The organism is Pectinatus haikarae (genome assembly GCF_015732185.1).
Classification (GTDB): Bacteria; Bacillota; Negativicutes; order Selenomonadales; family Selenomonadaceae; genus Pectinatus; species Pectinatus haikarae.
Genome location: NZ_WIQM01000009.1, coordinates 70,481 through 91,509 on the forward strand (window position 1 = coordinate 70,481; position 21,029 = coordinate 91,509).

Consider the following 21,029-nt stretch of genomic DNA (forward strand, 5'->3'; position numbering starts at 1 on the left):
TTTGTGATTAATATATACAGCAAAATACTAAAATCATTTTATCCGATGACTAACCCGCTCTAATACTCCCGCTTTTGCAAGCTATGAGTAAAGAGCGGCTGAGGCCCTGGATAATTTCGACTACTATTCAGGCGGCGTCAAAACGCCTTCTGCATTAAGTCTCCATTTATCATGTTGAAACGAGAAGCTAATTCGGATGTACTTTCTTCTCCTGATATCGGCCGGCATATATCCTGCGCACCCACATATAAATAGCCGTTTGATCCGACATATGCTTCCGGAGCGGATGTATTATTGTGATACACGGCTGACAGTGTGCCCCCTATAAGATAAGCTCGTTCTCTGGCACTCATCGTATCTGAATCCGCGGCGCGCATGAATTCCCGTCCGTTTATGAACACCGTTCCATCCTTGACGGTTACATGCTTATTGCTGTATTCAGTTAATTTTTTTGCATAATTATCGCGCCGATCTGCCTCTGCCGGATGATCCGATGGAGAAAAAATTTCTCCGACAAAATTTGAACGATCCTGTTTCATTTTTTCTATGAACCTTTGCCACACCGCAGCACCGGCCCCCGGATTATAACCTGCTCCGACGGCGTATTCAAAACCGCCGTTGTCAGCTTGCCATTCCTGCGGTTTGGTCACCATGTTCGCATCGGCCTGTTTTGCCAGAATGTCTATACCGACTACTCCAAGGGTGCTGCCGGTCTGAGATCCCCAAATGCTGGAAATAAGACTTATCGGTAAAGATTTCTGTATGCCTTTTTTTACATGGTTTTTCTGTCCGTGCGTCATCTCGTGTCCGACAACAAAAGCTATTTCACTTTCGTTATTGTCAAGCAAGTCAAAAAGCCCCGAATTGACACTAAGGTTATGCCCCAGAGAACAAAAAGCGTTGAACGATTTATCAGGATTGACAAAATAATTATACGGCTTTTCATTTATAGAAGAATCACTTTGCGCGATCGAGCTTGAAAGACGGCCCATAATATCATCTAAAATAGCATTCTTGGCAGGATCGTCATCAACACCATAGTGATCTCTCATCTGAGAAAAATATTCATGACGGCCTTCATTGTCACAATAGTTCACTGTGGCATCAAGCCTTGCATATTGAGCAGCGACACCTATAAGAGCGCCGCCGAGGCTGCCGAGATCAAGAGCGTGTGCTGCCGGCATCGCCGCAAAATTGCCGGTTAAAACCAGCGCTGCCGAAAAAATCAAAACGTTTCCTGTTTTTGACCATTTCTTCCATAGCATAATAAATTCCTCCCAACATTGCCAATCAAAACTCTTTAACAAAAATCGTATGCATAAACCTTACCGTTCAATAATATAATAATTATACATTCCTTTAATTTCCAATTCAATACATAGCGAAAAACTTAATTGCCCGTCTGAGAAATCAAAACAGAAAACACATGCACCAATAAGCGGAAAAATTTGGAATTTAGTTATGTATTTTATAATAGCATTATGTGTATTTTTTTTCATAATCTGGTATAATAATCCTTGCATAAGAATTTTTTGATCGACTGTTTTTAAATATAAATACAAGCAGAGGTGCCAATATATTGAACTTCGAAAATAATAAAATCTACCATGGCTTCAGACTCGTAAAATCTTCCCCCATAAAGGAATTAGATGCTGAATCCTATCAGTTTATTCATGAAAAAAGCGGTGCCCGTCTTTTATTTCTTGACACTGATGATGACAATAAAGTTTTTTCCATCAGTTTTCGCACGACGCCCACAGATGATACCGGTGTTGCCCATATAGTGGAACACTCTACCTTGTGCGGTTCAAGAAAATTTCGCACCAAAGAACCTTTTGTGGAGCTGCTCAAGGGATCTTTAAATACCTTCCTCAATGCCATGACCTTTCCCGATAAAACCATGTATCCTGTGGCAAGTCAAAATGACAAGGATTTTCAAAATCTTATTGACGTTTATCTGGATGCTGTTTTTTATCCGCTGATGACACAAATGCCGGAGATCCTTATGCAGGAAGGCTGGCATTATGAAATTGACAATACGGATGCGCCGCTTCGCTACAGCGGTGTCGTTTATAATGAAATGAAAGGTGCTCTTTCTTCACCGGAAAGTCTGCTAGAGCGCAGGCTGCTTAACAGTATGTTTCCCGATAACACTTATGCCTTCGAATCGGGCGGTGATCCTGAAAGTATTCCTTCTTTGACCCAAAAAGATTTCATTGAGTTCCATCAAAAATATTACCATCCTGCCAACAGTTATATTTATCTGTACGGTAAAATGGATATCATGCAAAAGCTTGCATTTTTAGATGATGAATATCTGAGCCATTTTGAGAAAATTGATATTGTTTCCCATATAGATATGCAGCTGCCTTTTAAAAAAGAAAAACGTTCCACTGACGTTTATCCTGTTTCTTCAGGAGAAGATAAAACAGGAAAGACCTTTTTAAGCTATAATTTTGTTTACGGGACTGCTCTTGATACACTGAAATGCTTTGCAGTCGATTTGCTGGATTATGTGCTTTTAAAATCACAGTCGGCTCCGCTGCGCAATGCATTGATCAAAGCAGGAATAGGGGCTGATGTTTCTTCATCCTTTGATACAGGCCTGCTGCAGCCATGGTGGAACATAACTGTCACCGGAGCTGAACCGGAAAACACTGATAAATTCCGTGATATATTCATTCATACAATAAAAGAATTGGTAGAAAAAGGCATTGATAAAAAACTTTTGCGGGCTGCATTCAATATTACTGAATTTAAGCTTCGTGAGGCGGATTTTGGTCAGGCACCCAAGGGGCTTATTTATAATATCCACCTGATGAAAAGCTGGCTTTATGACGGTGATCCTGTTTCACAGCTTCAATATGAATCCCTGCTGGCAGAAATTAAGGAAAAGATCGAAACTGATTATTTTGAAAAGCTTTTGCAGGAAGTCTTGCTTGACAATCAACATAAATTATTGTTTACCTTCATTCCTGATGATAAGATCGCTGCTGCCAATGAGAAAAAACTTACTGTATTGCTTCAAAAGAAAAAGGAAGCTCTTTCTGCCGAGGAAATAGAAACGATCATTGCCAATACAAAAAAATTGAAGCAGCGTCAGCAGACACCTGACTCACCCGAAGCCTTGCAAACGATTCCCATGCTGGCTCTTTCAGACATTGATAAAAAAGCCAGAAAGTTCATCATCGAAAAAAAGACTATTGATGGTATAGAAGTATTGGCTCACAATGTCAATACAAATGATATAGCTTATCTTGATCTGTATTTTGATGCTTCCTCCATCTCTTCCGCAAAGCTGCCTCTGGCCTTTTTACTCGTAGATATTCTCAGCAAGGTCGCTACAGAAAAATACAGCTACGAGGAATTGGCTAATGCCGTAAATCTCAATACAGGCGGCATTTCTTTTGATCTGTCGGCATACAGTAAAATAGGTGAACCGGATTCTGTCATACCAAAGCTTATAGTCAGAAGCAAAGCACTTACTGCTAAGCTCCCCGAACTCTTTGAACTATTGGAACAGCTCACTGTCAAAAGCTGTTTTACAGATAAAGCTCGTTTAAAGGAACTTGTTGTTCAATCAAAAGCCAATATGGAATTGGATCTGCTTAATTCTGCCCAGCAAGTGGTGGCTTCGCGTCTTTCCTCTTATTTCAGTCCTTCCGGCGCCTATAATGAACAAGGCGGCCTTACGTTTTATAGCTTTATAAAAGATTTGGCCGATAATTTTGATGAAAGATATGACTTGCTTCAACATGATCTTGCTAAACTGTTCTCATCCTCTTTTACGCGCAAAAATCTTCTGGTCAGCATTACACTCAAGGATACTCAATACGATGCTTTTTCCGCTGAATTCAGCAAATTTGCCGTTAAAATATCGGATAAGGCGTATCCGCTTCAGAAATTTTCTTTTGAAATCAATAAGAAAAACGAAGGTTTTCAATCTTCCAGTCAGGTACAATACGTCGGCCGCGGTGCCAATTTCATAAGAAACGGCTATCAATATACAGGAAAACTCGCAGTACTTTCGACTATCCTTCGTTGCACGTACTTCTGGAATAAAATACGTGTCCAAGGCGGTGCTTATGGTGCTTTTGTGCGATTTGGCAGAGACGGTGAGCTGTATTTCGGCTCGTACCGCGACCCAAATCTTATGGAAACGCTGCAGGCCTATGACGGTACCGTGGACTTTTTGAAAAATATGAATATCAGTGATCGGGAAATGACAAAATATATAATAGGCACTATAAGCAATTTAGATGTTCCTCTCACGCCGTCAGCAAAAGGCAAGAGTGCAGCGGCGGCCTATATATGCGGTATTACTGATCAATCCATCCAAAAAATTCGTGATGAGGTTTTATCCGCCAGCCAAGAAGAAATCAAAGATCTGAATAAAATGATCGATGCCTGCCTGAAGGACAGCGCAATCTGCGTTGTCGGCAATGAGGAAAAACTGAAAGAAAATCAAACTATTTTTAAATCAACATGCAATATTTTTGAAGCTTCAAATTAAATAATAGGAGTGTTAGTTTCTATGAAAAAAATAATATTCAAAGGTTCTGCAGTAGCTATAGCTACCCCATTCACTGCTGACGGCATTAATTACGATGAACTGAAAAATCTGATAGAATTCCATATCAGCAGCCATACAGACGCCATAGTTATTGCCGGAACTTCGGGCGAAGCTTCCACTATGACAGATGATGAACATAAGGAAATCATAAAGTTCACCGTCCAGCAGGTAAAAGGACGGATACCTGTAATCGCAGGGACCGGTTCCAATGATACGGCCTATGCTGTTCAGCTGTCTCAGTTTGCCGAAGAAGCAGGTGCAGACGCCATACTTTCAGTGACTCCTTATTATAATAAATGCACCCAAAAAGGATTGATAAAGCATTTTACACAAATTGCCGACAATACAAATATTCCTTTAGTTTTATATAATGTGCCTTCACGGACAGGTGTAAATATAAAACCGGAAACCTATGCCGAACTTGCAAAACATCCGCGGATCGCAGCGGTCAAAGAAGCTAACGGCGATATCACTTCTGTCTTGAAAACACGTGCCCTGTGCGGTGATGAGCTGGCTGTATATTCCGGAAACGATGACCAGATAATTCCTATATTATCTCTGGGCGGGCAGGGAGTTATATCTGTTCTCTCAAATATAGCACCAAAAACGACCCATGATATTTGTGAATTGTATTTCAACGGCAATGTGGAGGCGGCAGCAAAATTACAAATTGATTTTGAAGGACTTATTTCTGCCTTATTTTCCGAAGTAAACCCTATCCCTGTAAAGACGGCTTTAAAAATCATGGGCTATGATATGGGTGAACTCCGCATGCCTCTGACCGAGCTTGAACCGGCAAATTATAATGTGTTAAAAGCTTTGATGAAGAAGCATAATATTATTCGATAATTGTCTCCTTGCAATAGACAGCAGGCAATTATTCTTTTGATATGTTCTGATTAATTATTTTGGAACGATGGTCATTTACATTATATTCTTCTGCATTTTTATGCTGCCAAATAAAAAATAAGGATTGACGTTTATAAATTCTTATGATATCATTAGTCCATCATCAGCATAGACCGTACGGCAATGAAGCCAGAAAATCTTTATTTTCTGGCTTTTTTTATTGCCCGATTCAAAATCAAAAATGCATTTATTATTGGGGAGGGTTTTATTATGAAATGGAAAAAAATTGTATCTGCCTTAGCTGTAACTGTTTTTTCAGCTGCCCTGTTAGTCGGGTGCGGCAGCTCTGACAAGGCCGCATCATCTGATTCTGGTTCATCGTCCGCATCAGCCGATAAAGTTTATACTATCGCATGTGATGCAAAATATGCTCCTTTTTCAATGGAAATTGACGGTAAATACAAAGGAATAGATGTTGAAGTTCTGGATGCCATTGCCAATGCGGAAGGTTTTAAATATAATTTAAAACCAATGGATTTCAGCGGTATTATCCCCGGACTTGTATCCGGTCAGCTTGACGGTGCTATTGCAGGTATAACCATAACCGATGAACGCAAAAAAGCCGTAGATTTTTCTGATGCCTATATAGATTCAGGTTCATCAATAGTAATAAGCAAAAACAACAGTGACATCAATAAATTAGAAGATATTACAGGAAAAACCGTTGCCGTCAAAAAAGGCACCACTGGTTCCAAATTTGCTGAGGACAATAAGGACAAGTACAAACTGAACATAACATATTATGATGATTCTCCTGGAATGATGCTGGCCGTAGTCAATGGTAACGCAGATTTTCTGATTGAAGATTTTCCGGTTATTTCCTATCAAATAAAAATCGGTGAACAAGCCAATTTAAAAGTAGCTGTAAAGGATATCAACAGCACTCCTCCGCAGTATGGTTTTGCTGTGAAAAAAGGTGAAAATGCCGAACTTCTGAAAAAATTCAATGACGGTTTAAAGAAGATAAAAGATAATGGCACATATGATAAAATTATAGGACAATATCTGTAAATAGATTTTTATTCTGCTGTGGAATATTATTTTATCTGCAGACAAAGATTATTGTGAAAAAATGCATGCAATGGCGGATGGGAGTATCTATCCGCCAATTTTTTACGTATGAGGTAATCGATTATGAATGACTATTTTTCTTTATTGCTTGAATGCCTGCCTTCCTTGCTGGACGGATTGCAGACCACTGTCATAATGGCAGCTGCGTCACTTGTTCTGGCATTTGTGCTGGGCCTGATTCTGGCAATTTTTTCTCTGTCAAAAATCAAAATACTTACAGTTTTTTATACTGTTTATGTGTATATAGTGCGCGGCATACCCGTAATGATTTTTGGTCTTTTTCTTTTCTTCGGTGTTGGTGCTCTTCTCAATATAAAATTCAATCCGCTGCTGGCAAGTATTATCACGCTTACTATAAATGCCAGTGCCTATTTGGCTGAAATTTTCCGCGGCGGTATAAAGGCTGTGGATATAGGACAAGTGGAAGCGGCCCGCAGTCTTGGTTTGGGATATTTCCGTACGATGGCTCTCGTTATCATCCCACAGGCAGTAAAAATAATGATACCGCCGATAATAAACCAATTTATCACCACACTCAAGGATACTTCTATTCTTTCTGTAATCAGTGTGCGTGAACTTACTATGAATTCGCAAATAATAATCGCACGCAACTACAGACCATTCGAAGTATATTCATATGCAGCCGCGATGTATTTGATAATTATTATCATACTGTCTCTTTTTGCAAAATACATAGAAAGGAGATTACAGCATGGAAAAAGTAATTGAAGTAAGAAATCTGCACAAATCATTTGGCTCACTGGAAGTCCTCAAGGATATATCCTTCAATGTGGAAAAGGGTGAAGTGCTGTGCATAATTGGTCCCTCCGGTTCAGGAAAAAGCACTTTGCTGCGCTGTCTGAATCGTTTGGAAGAAATTCAGGCAGGCGATATTGAAGTTTTCAGCACAAATGTGACAAAAGTCAAAAATATAAATAAGTTTAGAGAAAAGATCGGCATGGTCTTTCAGTTATTCAATTTATTCCCCAATTACACCGTAGCGCAGAACATTATGCTTGCTCCTGTGCAGCTGGGTTTGATGAATAAAAAGCAGGCTGATGCCAAGGCTGTGGAATTATTGCAAAAAGTTGGTCTGGAAGAAAAAAAGGATGTGTACCCGGAAACACTTTCCGGCGGTCAGAAGCAGCGCATTGCCATAGCCAGAGCTCTTGCCATGAATCCGCAGATAATGCTTTTTGACGAGCCCACATCGGCGCTTGATCCCGAAATGGTCGGCGAAGTCCTTAAAGTAATGCGGTCCCTTGCTGATTCGGGAATGACCATGGTCGTAGTCACCCATGAAATGAATTTTGCCAGAGAAGTCGCTAACAGAGTCATCTTCATGGCTGATGGATATATTGTCGAAGAAGATTCTCCCAAAAAGCTTTTTACTAATCCATCCAATAAAAGGACACAGGCTTTTTTAAGTTCTGTACTGAAGCCGCTTGAAAGCTAGGTGATTTGGGATGATTTGCCAAAATTTATCATCAGCTGAGATATGTCAGATTATTTTCATAGAAATACCACATTCTTGTCACACACTGAAAAAGAGGCAATGTTATAATTAAATCAATAAATGGTAAACAAAGACTTACCATTACAGGTATTTGTTCTTTGCAACCATCACTGTCATGATTGGTATAGCATCCCCCTGATCCTATTTGTAATATCATGCGGTGAGATAACATAAAAGCGGTTTTTGCCATCACTTAAGATGACAAAAACCGCTTTATTATTGCAGTCATATTATTTTCCGTTGGCGGAAAGTGCCAGTAAAAACTCTCTCAGCAGCTTCAAGGCAACTGTATTAGACATACCGCTGAGATCGCACGGCGGGCTTAATTCCACCATATCAGTGCCGACTATATTCATCGCCGATACAGCATTCATCGCAAGCCGCAGCTCGTTAAAAGTGACACCGCCGGCTTCCGGTGTTCCTGTTCCGGGAAAAACTGACGGGTCAAGCACATCAAGGTCAACAGTAAAATATATCGGTACATCCGCAAGCGTTTTTATAATTTTTTCCAATCCGCTAAAATCAAACATGCGAGTGCGGACATGTTCTCTGCCCCATTCTATTTCAGCACGTTCCCCGCTTCTTATACCAAACTGAAATATCCTGCCGTCTCCCAAAATATCATGACAGCGATGCAGAACTGTAGCATGTGAAAATTTTGTTCCCAAAAACTCATCGCGCAGATCAGCATGTGCGTCAAAATGAATTATGTGCAGATCCGGATATTTTTCCGCAGCTGCCCTGACCGCCCCCAGAGTGACAAGATGTTCTCCGCCTATCATAAAAGGCAGTTTTTCATCCTTAAGCAAATTTTTAGTAAAATCATAAATCGTCTCAAGAGTTTTCTGCGTATTCCCCAGTGACAGTTCCAATTCTCCGGCATCGAATACAAGTGAATTCTCTTCAAGATCAAGTTCCAGATAAGGGCTGTACGTTTCCATATTATATGATTCGGCACGTATTGTTCGCGATGCGAAACGAGTGCCGGGCCGATAAGAGGCCGTAGAATCAAAAGGAGCACCGAAAACAACAATATCAGCATCAGCATATTCTTTCTCACAGCCAAGAATTGTTTCGATATTTTTATTCAACTTCACGTACTATATCCTCCACATAAGTTGGCAGAGCAAATGCGCCTGCGTGCAATTTGGGATTGTAATAACGAGTTTTTATAGCCAGCTTTTTCCATTCCTGCCATCTTGCATCAATTATTGGATGATATTTTTTTGACGCAAAGCCAAAAAGCCAATGACCGGAAGGATATGTCGGGATATGAGCCTGGTAGATCCTGCTTATAGGAAAAGAAGCGAAAATGCGCTTATGAGCTCTTTGCATCGCATATGAATCAGCCGGATAAAAAGGACTTTCATGCTGGTTCACCATTATTCCGTCATCCTTCAAAGCCTTGTAGCAATTTCCATAAAATTCCTTGGTAAATAATCCCTCACCGGGTCCGAACGGATCGGTAGAGTCAACTATTATCAGATCATACTCATTTTCATAATGCCTTATATATTTCAAGCCGTCTTCAAAATGACATTTTACACGAGGATCATCAAGACTTGCCGCCGTTTGGGGAATATACCTGCGGCAGGCATCAGCCACCATCTCATCTATATCGACAAGATCAATGCTTTCCACAGTTTTATAACGAAGTATTTCACGAGCCGTACCGCCGTCACCGCCGCCTATAATGAGTACCCTGTGCGCATGAGGCAAAACAGACATAGGTACATGCGTTATCATTTCATGATATATAAATTCATCTTTTTCCGTGAGCATCAAATAACCATCCAATGTTAAGATACGCCCAAATTCTCGTGATTCCAAAATATCGATGCGCTGAAATTCACTCTTACCGGCATAAAGCTGTTTTTCTATTTTTATTGAAAACTGTACATATGGTGTGTGTTTCTCCGTAAACCATAGTTCCATATATATCGCCTCATTTACAAATTTATTTTTCAGCCATAACATTAAGATGCTTTAGCTTCATATCCTCAGGTCCTGTCATTTGACAGCCCTTTTCCATCGCATAATGTATATATTCCAAAACTTGGGCTGTCACAAGTTCACCCGGAGCAAGAATGGGGATCCCCGGCGGATAGCACATGACAAATTCTGTACATATACGTCCCACTGATTCATCAAGCAGCACGGCTTCTTCTCTGTCAGTATAAAAAGCATCCTGCGGTGGTAAAACAACCTTGGGGCTTATGTATTCAGCTTCAAGCATACCAGAAGAATCCTTTTTATAAATGCGTCGTATTTCCGACAATGCACTTACCAGCCGCTCCATATCCCGCGGCCGGTCACCTATTGATACATAAGCAAGAAGATTGGCCAAATCACCGAATTCAGTCTGGATATCATATTCATCACGCAGGAGATCATAAACTTCTATACCAGCCAGCCCAATCGAACGTGTATAAACAGAAAGCTTAGTTATATCAAAATCATAAATAGAATCTCCGTTTATCTTTTCTCTCGAATAAGCATAATAGTCACCGATATTATTGATTTCACCACGGGCATATTCCACTAAATCTATTACAGAATCAATAACTTTCCTGCCGCTGAGAGCTAAATTGCGGCGTGAAATATCAAGACTGGCCATCAGCAGATATGACCCGCTGGTAGTTTGTGTAAGATTGATTATCTGGCGCACATAGCCTTCGGAGATTTTGTCATTGATAAACAGCATCGAACTTTGTGTCAGCGAACCGCCTGATTTATGAAGGCTTACAGCAGCCATATCAGCTCCGGCACGCATGGCTGCCGTCGGCAGTTTATCACTGAAATAAAAATGCGTGCCGTGCGCCTCATCGGCAAGTACGAACATATTGCCGGCATGAGCTGTTTTGATTATTTCCTTCAGATTAGAACATATTCCATAATAGGTAGGATTATTTACGAATACTGCTTTTGCATCAGGATTTTCCAGTATGGCTTTTTTCACATCAGCAATGCCCATGCCAAGAGATATACCAAGCATTTTGTCCATTTGCGGGTTTATATATACAGGCACAGCACCGCACAATATCATAGCATTTATAACACTCCTATGGACATTGCGCGGCAGGATTATTTTATCTCCCCTCTTGCATACAGTCAATATCATTGCCTGTACTGATGATGTTGTGCCGCCGACCATAAAAAAAGCATGTTCAGCACCAAAAGCCTTCGCCGCAAGATCTTCGGCATCTCTTATAACAGAGACAGGATGACAGAGATTATCAAGTGGTTTCATTGAATTTACATCAACAGAGAGACATTTTTCACCTAAAAAGTCTGTCAGTATTTTATTTCCCCGTCCCCGTTTATGTCCTGGAACATCGAAAGGAACAATGCGCATTTGCTTTAATTTTTCCAAGGCTTCCAAAACAGGTGCATTTTCCTGTGTTAGTTCTTTCACTTTTATTTCAGTTTCTCCTCCCAAAATTTACCGGCAGCAGTTGTTTTCTCGTCTGTATCACTAAAAAACGTTTGTTCCGCTGAATATTTCTATCATTTCGCGTCTGAGGCTGTTCATTATAGAAAGACGGGTTTTTGGCGGTATTTCATAGATATCTGTCTTAAATAAATAATTGCTGAGGTCACATTCTTTTATAAGCATTTTTGTATGAAAAAGATTGGCCTGGTACATATTTATATCCAGAGCATCATAATCTTCCAATGTTTTAGGATCAATAAAATCCTGAATAGAAGCTATCCGATGATCCATAAATAATTTTTTGCCGCTTACATCACGGGTAAAGCCGCGAACCCGATAATCCATAGTTATTATATCGGAATCGAAATTGCCGATAAGATAATTAAGGGTATTAAGCGGTGTTATCTCTCCGCAGGTGGAAACATCGATATCCACTCTAAAAGTAGCAATACAATTGTCGGGATGATATTCGGGATATGTATGCACTGTGACATGGCTTTTATCCAAATGGGCAACAAAGGCATTGCCCTGCACCAATTCGTCCTCTGTATCCACATAAGCTTCTTGAGACATACTTCTATTGGCAATAAGCATCGTCACACTGGCGCCTTGAGGATCATAGTCCTGCTTGGCAATATGGAGAACTTTGGCTCCGATCATTTCTGTGACATGTGTCAGAATTTTTGTCAGGCGCTCGGAATTGTATTGTTCGCCAATGTATTTCACATAATCTTTTTGTTCTCTCGATGTTTTAGCGTAGCAAACATCATAAATATTAAAGCTCAATGCCTTAGTAAGATTGTTAAAGCCGTATAATTTTAATTTTTCCTTCATATAACGACCTCTTTTCTGCAAAATAAAACTCAGATAAAACGCATATACTGCCGCTTACCTGAGTCTAGAAGAGAATATCCCTCTTGATATTCATAGTATGAGCCAGAGTCTTATATATCCGTTCTGTTTACGCTGGACTATGGCATAAACTTCCGTTTTCAATCGTATTTATTATAAAAGAAACTGCAAATAAAAGCAAGAATTTATATATACAGCCTCAAATTATTTTTTATATTTAATCATTGAAAATCTATGCGGCAGCGCATTGCGTTTCAGATTAAGAATTGTCCTGGTTATTTATTAAGTTCATTGTCAAATAATGACCATATATCCGCTGTTTCAAACCCTTTTCGCCAGCTCGCAGCTCCCGGCAGGTCATATTTTTTTATCAAGGTAAGTTTAAGCCGCAGCGATGCTGCATTTTCCTGCCACACACGATAACGCCCGGCACCTTTTCTGTATTCAAAATAAAACTGACCTTCATTCTGCAGCCATTCCGGCTGTATATCATACTGCATGATAAGTTCATCAGCTTCCTGCATGCTCAGAGTTTTTGCCGTTGTTTTGCCGTTCTCCTCTTTCCACAAGCGCATATACAGAGGAACACCTAAAATCAGCTTTTCTCTGGGCACTCCGGCATCAAGAGTCCTCCTGATGCCTTCCTCCACCCATGATAAAGATGCAATCGAACCACTCACAGGAGAAAGTCTGCTGTGCTCATCATATGCCATAAGTATAAGATAATCGACATGTTTAGCCAGCTCTTCTCTATTATAGCATTTTGACCATGCAGAGTTTTCCGAAGGCACCGTAACATCCATTGATATGCGCAGCCCCTCTTTCCGCAAGGCGGCAGATGCCTGTGCGATAAAAAGCGACAAAATATCTTTATCGCCTTCATAAATATTTTCAAAATCAAAATTATAACCGTCGAATTTATATTTCTGCGCATAAAACAGTAATTGCCTTATTATATATGCACGCGCTTTTTCATCATGCAAAAAAGCATGTGTCAAATCCTTATCAAAGTTATTGCTGACAAGCGGCCAGATTTCATAACCCTTTTCATGTGCATTTTTCATATAATTTTCATCAATATTATTTTTGATAAAACCATTAGCACTTGTCACTGCCAGCCACGATGGTGATATAATATTAATACCTTCTATTTTGGGCTGCATCGCAAAATTATTCTCCTGTTCAAAAACCGGCTGCCAAACCATGTTTATTTTTTTACCGGCGGATACGCCGCCCTTATTGTCGGCAGCACAAGCTGTGGAGACAAATATTGAACAAAAAAAGAAAAAAAGCAAAAATCTTTTCAAAAAAATCAATTCCCTTCACAGCATAATATAAATGGAGACTTAATTCAGACGGTGTTTCGACACCGCCTGAATAGTAGTCGAAATTATCCAGGGAGTATTAGAGCGGGTTAGTCATCGGATAAATCTTTTGGCAGTATTAAAATTTTCTGAAGGAGACATATATGGCAGTGGAAGCTATTACCTTAAAGTGCGGACATACGATCATGATCGATTTACCGAATGATACCAATCTGCGCGCAAAAATAATCCAAAATTATCATGAACAAAATTGTCTTGTGTGCCGAAAAAAGAAACAACAAGCTCTAGCCGCAAAAAAAATTGATCGTATGGCAGAAATAAAAAAACTGTGCGAACCGCTGCGGCATAAAAATAAAAAATTACAGGAGAAGGCCGAAAAAATAAAAGAATATAAGCTTTCTGTGCTGGATGATATGTTTGACAGGCTGACACGTCAGCATGATTTCAGCAGCGGCCAGGAAAAAGTCATTTTCAATCATTACCGCCAAAGAACGATACTGCGCTTTTGCCGTAAAAGCGATGCGGACTGGTGGATTGAGCAACAAAATACTCCTGTTGAGAACATAATTGATGAATTGAAAGAAAAAACCTTTATTATAGACGGAAAAATATTCCGTCAGCCAGATGAAGATTCTTTTGAGTAAAAATCAGGCAAGCGTATCTTGTTTATCTGGACGAGGGAGAAAATTTTTTCCGATATTTTTTTAATGCTCTTTCCCATTTACGCAGAGCAATAAAAATGATAAAAAGACGGCTTATCTTCAAATTAAATTCCCATTCGGACTGATGTGCCGGTATCGGTATGCGCGGTAAGGCAAACAGGTCCACGGTCTTCAAATTGACATTTTCAAAGATGGCGAAAGCGGCCTTATAGCCCGCCTTTTTTGCCGCGGCAATTACCGTTTTATCAAATTTCCCGTAGGGGTAGCACAAAAAGGACATTGCGGTATTCAAATTTTTTTCCAATGTTTTTTTACTGCCGCTGAGCTCTTTCTGCAATTGCCCACAGTCGGGCAAAAAGGGATGCGTTTCAGTATGTGAGGCGACTGTTTGCCCTCTGTCAAGCCAGTTCTGCAGATTTGCCCAATTCATTGTAGTAGTTTCCTGTTTGCCAAAATTTTCCCATTGATTTTTTCTGCCAACCCATTTTGTTATGGGAAAAACAACAGCCGTCATTGAATATTTTTCCAAAAGTGGTAAAGCTGCCGTGAAATTGTCCATATAACCGTCATCAAAAGTCAGCAGTATCGGATTTTTCGGCAGCGGCCTGCCCTCACTGTAAAAAGCATATAGCATATCAGGAGTTACTGTATGAAAATTATGCTCAAATAAATATTTTAGCTGCCATGCAAATTTTTCCGGAGACAGACTGTTTCTGTCATTTTCCACACAGGCTATGCGATGGTACATCAGTATAGGAATGTAATAAGGTATTTTTTTCCACCAAAAAATACCTCCCGCTAATATTAATACACCGGCTAAAAAATAAATTATCATTAAAAGCTCCGTTTTTATTTTAAAAAAGTACAACAATAGCGGCATGTATATGCCGCTATTGTTGTACCAAAATTCATCTGATCAAGACTTCAGCCCAATAACTTGAATACAGCCCATATCACCAAAATTGACAAAACCGCTATTGAAAGAAAAGGCAGTGCGACAAAAAATACAAATGCCGCTATTGCCAATATGCCAATACCAAAAATAAGACGCGACATCCAGCTGCCTCCTGTGACACGGAATGCTGTTCGTCCTTGTCTGCCTTTTGTCGACTGTGAATAGCCGCTGCCATGATGAACACGATCATTGTTTTCTTCTATGGTGACACCACCGTAATCAATTTTTTCCTGATCGGTCATTATTGTTATATTATTGTCCTGTCCGCAATACGGACAAACTTTGCTGTCATTGATTTCTCTGCCGCATTTATGACAAATCATAATTTTCTCCTCGGGTTCTCGCGATCATAATCTCAATTCTAATATATATTCTATCATAATTCACGCTTTTTCATAAGAAAAAATAATATTTTTTATCAGCCAGACAGTAATAGCAGCACTTTTTAAACATAAATAACATACTGATCATAGAGTACAACTACTTCTATCGCAGCTGTTCGAGAATAGAAATAAAATCTTCTCTGGTTTCTGCCAGATTGAACAGGCGTCTGAGCTCAGCACCACCTTCTATACCGCGTGTATACCAAGTGGCATGTTTTCGCATTTCCCGCGGTCCGACATAGCTTCCCTTTTTTTCTAAAAGCATATCCAGATGTTCCATAATGACTGCTTTTCTTTCGGCTGCGTTGACTTCAGGAACTACTTTCCCTGTCTTTAAAAATTCGGTAAATTCCCTGAATATCCATGGATTGCCCTGAGCGGCACGTCCTATCATTACAGCATCACAACCGGTCCTGCTGAAAATTTCTGTCAGATCACGGCAAGTCCGCACATCACCATTGCCGATCACCGGTATCCTTACTGCCTGTTTGACTGCCGCAATTATATTCCAATCGGCTCTGCCGCTGTAAAATTGTTCACGTGTTCTTCCATGTACTGCCAACGCATCCATACCGGCTGCCTCTGCCAGTTTGGCCATTTCAAGCACATTCACATGGTTGTCATCCCACCCCTTGCGCATTTTTACTGTCACCGGAAGAGAGACCGCTTTTTTCACTGCCGCCATTATGGCAAAAGCCCGTTTTGGATCCAGCATCAACGCTGAACCTTCATTATTTTTCACTATTTTGGGAGCCGGACATCCCATATTGATATCTATTATATCCGCACACCCCAGAGCTTCTACATATTTTGCAGCTTCGGACATGCTCTCCGGAGTTTCGCCGAAAAGCTGCATAGCTAACGGTCTTTCCGCAGCTTCTGTCTTCAGCATAAATAATGTATGTTCATTACGAAAATGAATTCCCTTATCGCTGACCATTTCCGAATAAACAAGCCCGCAGCCCATCCGCTGCGCTAAAATCCTGTAAGCCGCATCTGAAACTCCTGCCATCGGTGCAAGAAAAACAGGATTATTTACTTTCAAATTTCCAATAAACATATAACGCTGTTTTTCACTCCCTGTACATTTCGAATATTTAACTGTTTCTTTCGTATAATACCCGCAGACCGGTGAGTGTGAGAAAATGATCTGTTTTATCAATAGTTTTTGATTCCCTGGCTATCATATTAGCCAGACCGCCGGTAGCAACAACGTTCATATCCATATTCATTTCTTTTTTAATTCTGTTTACTATACCGTCTATTTGACCGACAGAGCCAAAAATTATCCCGGCTTGAATACCTGTTATAGTATTATGGCAAATGACAGATTTTGGCGTTACAAGCTCAATGCGCGGCAGCTTGGCCGCACGCTGAAATAAAGCTTCCGTGGAAATTCCTATCCCCGGAGCTATTGCACCGCCCAGAAAATCACCGGCTCCGCTTACTACATCAAAAGTCGTCGCTGTACCGATATCTATGACTATAAGAGGTCCGCCGTACTGTTCATAAGCACCTATCACATTTACTATACGGTCAGCGCCTATATCACGCGGATTTTCATATTTCAATTTGATTCCCGTTTTTATACCTGGGCCAACTATCAAAGGCCTCACTTTGAAATAGCGTTCACACATCTTTACAAGAGGCACTACGAGAGGCGGTACTACCGATGAAATAATGATTGCAGAAATATCAGACATAGAAATCCCATGAAAACGAAACAATTCATTTATCAGCATGCCATATTCATCACCTGTTTTCTGCCGATCAGTAGAAATACGCCAATGCCTCATTAATTTTCTGCCTTCATATGTACCCAGCACTATATTACTATTGCCTATATCAAATACTAGCAGCATTACTATGAACCTCCAGCTTAGTTTATTGCCTGTCCGGCCGGTCTTATTGATACATCTCCGGCTAATACCCGTTCAATTTTATTCCCTGTATCTACCAGCAACGCACCATAGTCATCAATATTCACAGCTTTTCCATGAAAAGTTTCATTTATGCCGATAACCTTTATTTCCTGTCCAAGTGTGACAGAAAATTTTTTCCACTCATCTAGAATAGGTGAAAAGCCTTTCTCTCTTATTATTACATATTCATTTTCTAATTCTGCCAAAATTGCACAAAGCAGTTCCACTCTGGATATTTTTTTACCGGTTATCTGTAGAAGTGAAGTCGCTGAATCTCTAATTTCTTCAGGTACTTCAGCATGAGTTATATTTACATTAATTCCCATGCCGATAATTATATAATTTATCCGCTCCATTTCAGCATTCATTTCCGTCAAAATGCCGACCAGTTTTTTGCCTTCATAAAGAATATCGTTAGGCCACTTGATTCCTACCTCTACTCCTGTCACCGAACGAATGGCCTTGCTTATTGCTACCGCGGCCATAAGTGTACACTTTGGTGCTTCCTGCGGCAGAAAATTCGGCCGCAAAATCAATGAAAACCATATACCCTTGCGAGAAGGAGAAAACCAGCCGCGGCTCAGTCGTCCTTTGCCGTTTTCCTGCTCCTCACTTATTAAAATAGTCCCTTCTTCAGCATTTTGCTGCGCCAGGAGCTTAGACACATTATTCGTTGAATCGACAGATTTGTAATATTTTATATTGTGTCCCAAAAACTCAGTAGACAGCACTGCGTTTATTTCACCCGGAGTCAACAAATCAGGAGAACTGATTATTCGATAGCCATTTCTTGATTTACTGTCTATATCATAACCGTCCTCTTTGAGAGCGCAGATATGTTTCCATATAGCAGTGCGTGATACTGACAGCCTTTCTGCCAGATAAGCACCTGAAACATATTCTTCACCTGCTTTTCGCAGTATCGTCAAAATTTCCGAACGCATTGTAACAACCTTCTTTATTCACTGATTAATAGCTAAAAAACAAATATTATATTTTCAACATAATATCAATTTTATCTTTCAAAATGAACATCTTACTTATAATACATTATGAATTTTATTTTCGCAAGAAAAATAAACTGGTAAAATCAAATTAAGCTTGTTATAATTATTCTGATAATCTGGCAAAATGAGAGGAGCAACAGAGAATCTAAAATGAAACACTCATTGATAAAAAAAATCGTTTTATTTATTTTTTTATGTTTTATACCTTTAACGCTTTCCAGTCCTCATGCGCTCACCGAAGGCAGTCAGGAATTGGAGAATACGGGACAGGATGGAATCATCGTTTTAAATTACCACAAAATCGACAATATGAATATCTCCCTGTCAGTCAGACCCGAAGACTTCGACAAACAACTGGCATATTTGAAAAATAATAATTATCATGTTATTACGCCTGATGATTTATATGATAATCTGGAAAAAGGCAAAGAACTGCCTCCTAATCCTGTTCTTATAACTTTTGATGATGGTTATGAAGATAATTATAAGAATGCCTATCCTATCCTCAAAAAATATGATTTTCCCGCAACAATTTTTGTCATATCCAGTTTCGTCGACAAATACCCCAACTATCTCACCTGGGATCAATGCCGCGAGATGAAAGCCAATGGCATTTCTATCCAGTCCCATACTGTCTCCCACAGATCCCTTACAGAATTGACAAATGAACAAATAAAAAATGAAATAACACAATCCAAACAAAAAATTGACAAAGAACTGGCTCAAAATACAATGTATTTTGCTTATCCGACAGGCACATACAATCTCTATATAGCACAAATGCTCAAGGATGCCGGCTATCGGGCAGCCTTTACTGTAAAATACGGCACAGCGGAAAACTCAAGCAATATTTTTGCCCTTGAACGCATACCGGTCTTTCATACAGAAAATACCTTCAATTCCTTTTACAGACGACTCAATTATATACCTTTGTTTGAAAAGCTCGGCTGGATAAAAAGCTGATTTTCCTGAGCGTATTGCCCAAAAAGGCGAAGTGATTAAAAATCACTTCGCCTTTTTCTATTTTTCCACACCATACTTCTTGATATAACGGTAAAGAGTTACGCGGCTTACGCCAAGTAAATTGGCTAATCGGCTGACATTGCCCCCTGCCGACTGCCATGCCCGTATAAATATGTCCTTATCTTCCTTCCATTTGCTGTCCGGTCTTATATTCCCCATCAAATTTATGCTGTCAGCGTTTATTGTATCGTCTTTTACAGTAAATACAGCATTTTCAATAACGCCCTGCAGCTGCTTAATATTTCCCGGCCAATCATATTCTGCCAGCATGTCAATAGCTTCGCCGGTAAGTTTTTTCATACATGTTTTATGCTGTGCGGTCAGTTCTGTCAATATACTTTCAGTCAATAAAGGTATATCTTCTCTGCGGCTGCGCAGAGGCGGTAGATGAATAATGCTGCGTGACACTATTTCAAAAAGTTTTTCATCAAAAAGATTTTTTTCGCAGAGACGGCGCAGATTACCGTCAGAAGATGCAATTATCCGCACATTAATCGTTCTTTCAACATCTTCACCAATACGCAGTATTTTTTTCATTTGGAGTGATTGAGCCAATTTTTCCGCGATCTGCGGTGGGAGTTTCTCTATTTCATCCATCAGCAAGGTACCGCCGCTGGCGAGTTCCAATTTACCGGGATGACTAATTTCCTGACCTATACGTGCACCGAATAATTCCTGTTCAAGCAGCTCAGGCGTGACATCACCGCAATTAATGGAAATAAGAGGGCCGTTAGAACGCGAACCTGCCATATGTATGCCGTGTGCCAAACGCTGCTTGCCGGTTCCCGGTTCACCCTGCAGCAGTATATGATTGTCTTTTTTAGCGGCCCGTACGGCACGTTCTTTCATCAGACTGCATGATGCGCTTATACCGACAATACTATCTAAACTGTATTTTGCGGTATATCCTGCGGCGTGTGCAACCAGCATCCGCAGATCCTCAATAGGCATTGTTACAGCAACAACACTTTTGACCTCATCATTTTCGCCGGCATCCTCCTCTTTTATAGGGACCACAGTAGTTATATCTTCATATGTTTTTACCTGTGTAGTCCATGTGACCTCTTGATTTATGCAGGATATCCCGCTGAACCCCTTATATATAGGTGTGTGTCGATAATTCAAGACCACCTCATTCAAGTTCAAAGTTTTCGCCTGTTCGTCTATGGCTCCTATTCCCGCGAGACGTGAAGCGCCAAGTTTATTGGTATATGCCACATCACCATTTTTCAGAATATGATATACCGCAAATGGTGTCGCATCTAAAATAGCCTCCTGTGCCTGCAAAAACATTTTTTGTTTAAGATGTATTTCCATAGCCGTTTTTATGGACATAAGCAAAGAAATAACCGCATCCTGAGGCAGTTTTTCGTAATCTCTGCTTAAAACAGTTATGAT

19 protein-coding genes are annotated in these 21,029 nt (G+C 40.1%); 7 read left to right on the forward strand and 12 right to left on the reverse strand.

Annotated features, from left to right (window positions below):
* Positions 1–137 precede the first annotated feature (137 nt).
* On the reverse strand, positions 138–1,265 hold the full coding sequence (locus tag I6758_RS07360; RefSeq protein ID WP_196604566.1) for a M48 family metallopeptidase: 1,128 nt from the start codon (positions 1,263–1,265) through the stop codon (positions 138–140).
* A gap of 314 nt (positions 1,266–1,579) precedes the next feature.
* Here I6758_RS07360 and I6758_RS07365 point away from each other — a divergent pair, with 314 nt between their 5' ends.
* The 5 genes from I6758_RS07365 to I6758_RS07385 all read left to right on the forward strand — a co-directional run bounded on the left by I6758_RS07365 (position 1,580) and on the right by I6758_RS07385 (position 8,009).
* On the forward strand, positions 1,580–4,513 hold the full coding sequence (locus I6758_RS07365) for an insulinase family protein (protein WP_196604567.1): 2,934 nt from the start codon (positions 1,580–1,582) through the stop codon (positions 4,511–4,513).
* Between the two features lie 21 nt (positions 4,514–4,534).
* A complete protein-coding gene (dapA, locus tag I6758_RS07370) occupies positions 4,535–5,422 on the forward strand; it encodes a 4-hydroxy-tetrahydrodipicolinate synthase (RefSeq protein ID WP_196604568.1) in 888 nt (295 codons plus the stop codon).
* Between the two features lie 270 nt (positions 5,423–5,692).
* Complete coding sequence (locus I6758_RS07375) at positions 5,693–6,493, forward strand: transporter substrate-binding domain-containing protein (RefSeq protein ID WP_196604569.1); 801 nt, start codon at positions 5,693–5,695, stop codon at positions 6,491–6,493.
* Positions 6,494–6,616: 123 nt separating this feature from the next.
* On the forward strand, positions 6,617–7,282 hold the full coding sequence (locus I6758_RS07380) for an amino acid ABC transporter permease (RefSeq protein WP_196604570.1): 666 nt from the start codon (positions 6,617–6,619) through the stop codon (positions 7,280–7,282).
* Entirely contained in the window at positions 7,266–8,009 is a 744-nt protein-coding gene (locus I6758_RS07385) for an amino acid ABC transporter ATP-binding protein (RefSeq protein WP_196604571.1), read from the forward strand. The genes I6758_RS07380 and I6758_RS07385 overlap by 17 nt, the downstream gene beginning before the upstream one ends.
* A gap of 290 nt (positions 8,010–8,299) precedes the next feature.
* Here the strand turns inward: I6758_RS07385 and speB are convergent, their stop codons facing one another.
* From speB to I6758_RS07410, 5 genes are all read right to left on the reverse strand, one after another.
* A complete protein-coding gene (gene speB, locus I6758_RS07390) occupies positions 8,300–9,166 on the reverse strand; it encodes an agmatinase (RefSeq protein WP_330998031.1) in 867 nt (288 codons plus the stop codon).
* Positions 9,153–10,004 carry a polyamine aminopropyltransferase gene (gene speE / locus I6758_RS07395; protein ID WP_196604572.1) on the reverse strand — a complete coding sequence of 284 codons (852 nt, stop codon included), beginning with the start codon at positions 10,002–10,004 and terminating at the stop codon, positions 9,153–9,155. The genes speB and speE overlap by 14 nt, the downstream gene beginning before the upstream one ends.
* A 22-nt stretch (positions 10,005–10,026) precedes the next feature.
* Positions 10,027–11,484, reverse strand: a complete 1,458-nt coding sequence (locus I6758_RS07400) for an aminotransferase class I/II-fold pyridoxal phosphate-dependent enzyme (protein WP_196604573.1) — start codon at positions 11,482–11,484, stop codon at positions 10,027–10,029.
* 60 nt (positions 11,485–11,544) lie between these two features.
* Positions 11,545–12,336, reverse strand: coding sequence for an adenosylmethionine decarboxylase (gene speD / locus I6758_RS07405; protein WP_196604574.1), 792 nt, complete (start codon positions 12,334–12,336; stop codon positions 11,545–11,547).
* A 293-nt stretch (positions 12,337–12,629) separates the two neighbouring features.
* Positions 12,630–13,661 (reverse strand): glycosyl hydrolase family 18 protein, encoded by a 1,032-nt coding sequence (locus I6758_RS07410; RefSeq protein ID WP_196604575.1) that lies wholly within the window; start codon positions 13,659–13,661, stop codon positions 12,630–12,632.
* Positions 13,662–13,822: 161 nt separating this feature from the next.
* On the opposite strand from I6758_RS07410, the gene I6758_RS07415 reads away from it, so the two are divergent.
* Positions 13,823–14,323, forward strand: a complete 501-nt coding sequence (locus I6758_RS07415) for a hypothetical protein (protein WP_196604576.1) — start codon at positions 13,823–13,825, stop codon at positions 14,321–14,323.
* A 22-nt stretch (positions 14,324–14,345) separates the two neighbouring features.
* Here the strand turns inward: I6758_RS07415 and I6758_RS07420 are convergent, their stop codons facing one another.
* The 5 genes from I6758_RS07420 to I6758_RS07440 all read right to left on the reverse strand — a co-directional run bounded on the left by I6758_RS07420 (position 14,346) and on the right by I6758_RS07440 (position 18,545).
* Positions 14,346–15,176, reverse strand: a complete 831-nt coding sequence (locus I6758_RS07420) for a polysaccharide deacetylase family protein (protein ID WP_231038578.1) — start codon at positions 15,174–15,176, stop codon at positions 14,346–14,348.
* An 89-nt stretch (positions 15,177–15,265) separates the two neighbouring features.
* The gene (locus I6758_RS07425; protein WP_196604577.1) at positions 15,266–15,619 is read right to left on the reverse strand and encodes a zinc ribbon domain-containing protein; all 354 of its coding nucleotides are present in this window, start codon (positions 15,617–15,619) and stop codon (positions 15,266–15,268) included.
* Positions 15,620–15,782: 163 nt separating this feature from the next.
* Positions 15,783–16,739: a tRNA dihydrouridine synthase DusB gene (gene dusB, locus I6758_RS07430; RefSeq protein WP_196604578.1), complete on the reverse strand. Its 957-nt coding sequence runs from the start codon at positions 16,737–16,739 to the stop codon at positions 15,783–15,785.
* A 37-nt stretch (positions 16,740–16,776) separates the two neighbouring features.
* Positions 16,777–17,541, reverse strand: a complete 765-nt coding sequence (locus I6758_RS07435; RefSeq protein WP_196604579.1) for a type III pantothenate kinase — start codon at positions 17,539–17,541, stop codon at positions 16,777–16,779.
* A gap of 17 nt (positions 17,542–17,558) precedes the next feature.
* Complete coding sequence (locus tag I6758_RS07440; RefSeq protein WP_196604580.1) at positions 17,559–18,545, reverse strand: biotin--[acetyl-CoA-carboxylase] ligase; 987 nt, start codon at positions 18,543–18,545, stop codon at positions 17,559–17,561.
* Positions 18,546–18,758: 213 nt separating this feature from the next.
* Here I6758_RS07440 and I6758_RS07445 point away from each other — a divergent pair, with 213 nt between their 5' ends.
* Positions 18,759–19,571: a polysaccharide deacetylase family protein gene (locus I6758_RS07445; protein ID WP_196604581.1), complete on the forward strand. Its 813-nt coding sequence runs from the start codon at positions 18,759–18,761 to the stop codon at positions 19,569–19,571.
* 57 nt (positions 19,572–19,628) lie between these two features.
* Here the strand turns inward: I6758_RS07445 and I6758_RS07450 are convergent.
* The coding region (locus tag I6758_RS07450; protein ID WP_196604582.1) for a sigma 54-interacting transcriptional regulator at positions 19,629–21,029 on the reverse strand (1,401 nt) is incomplete at its 5' end.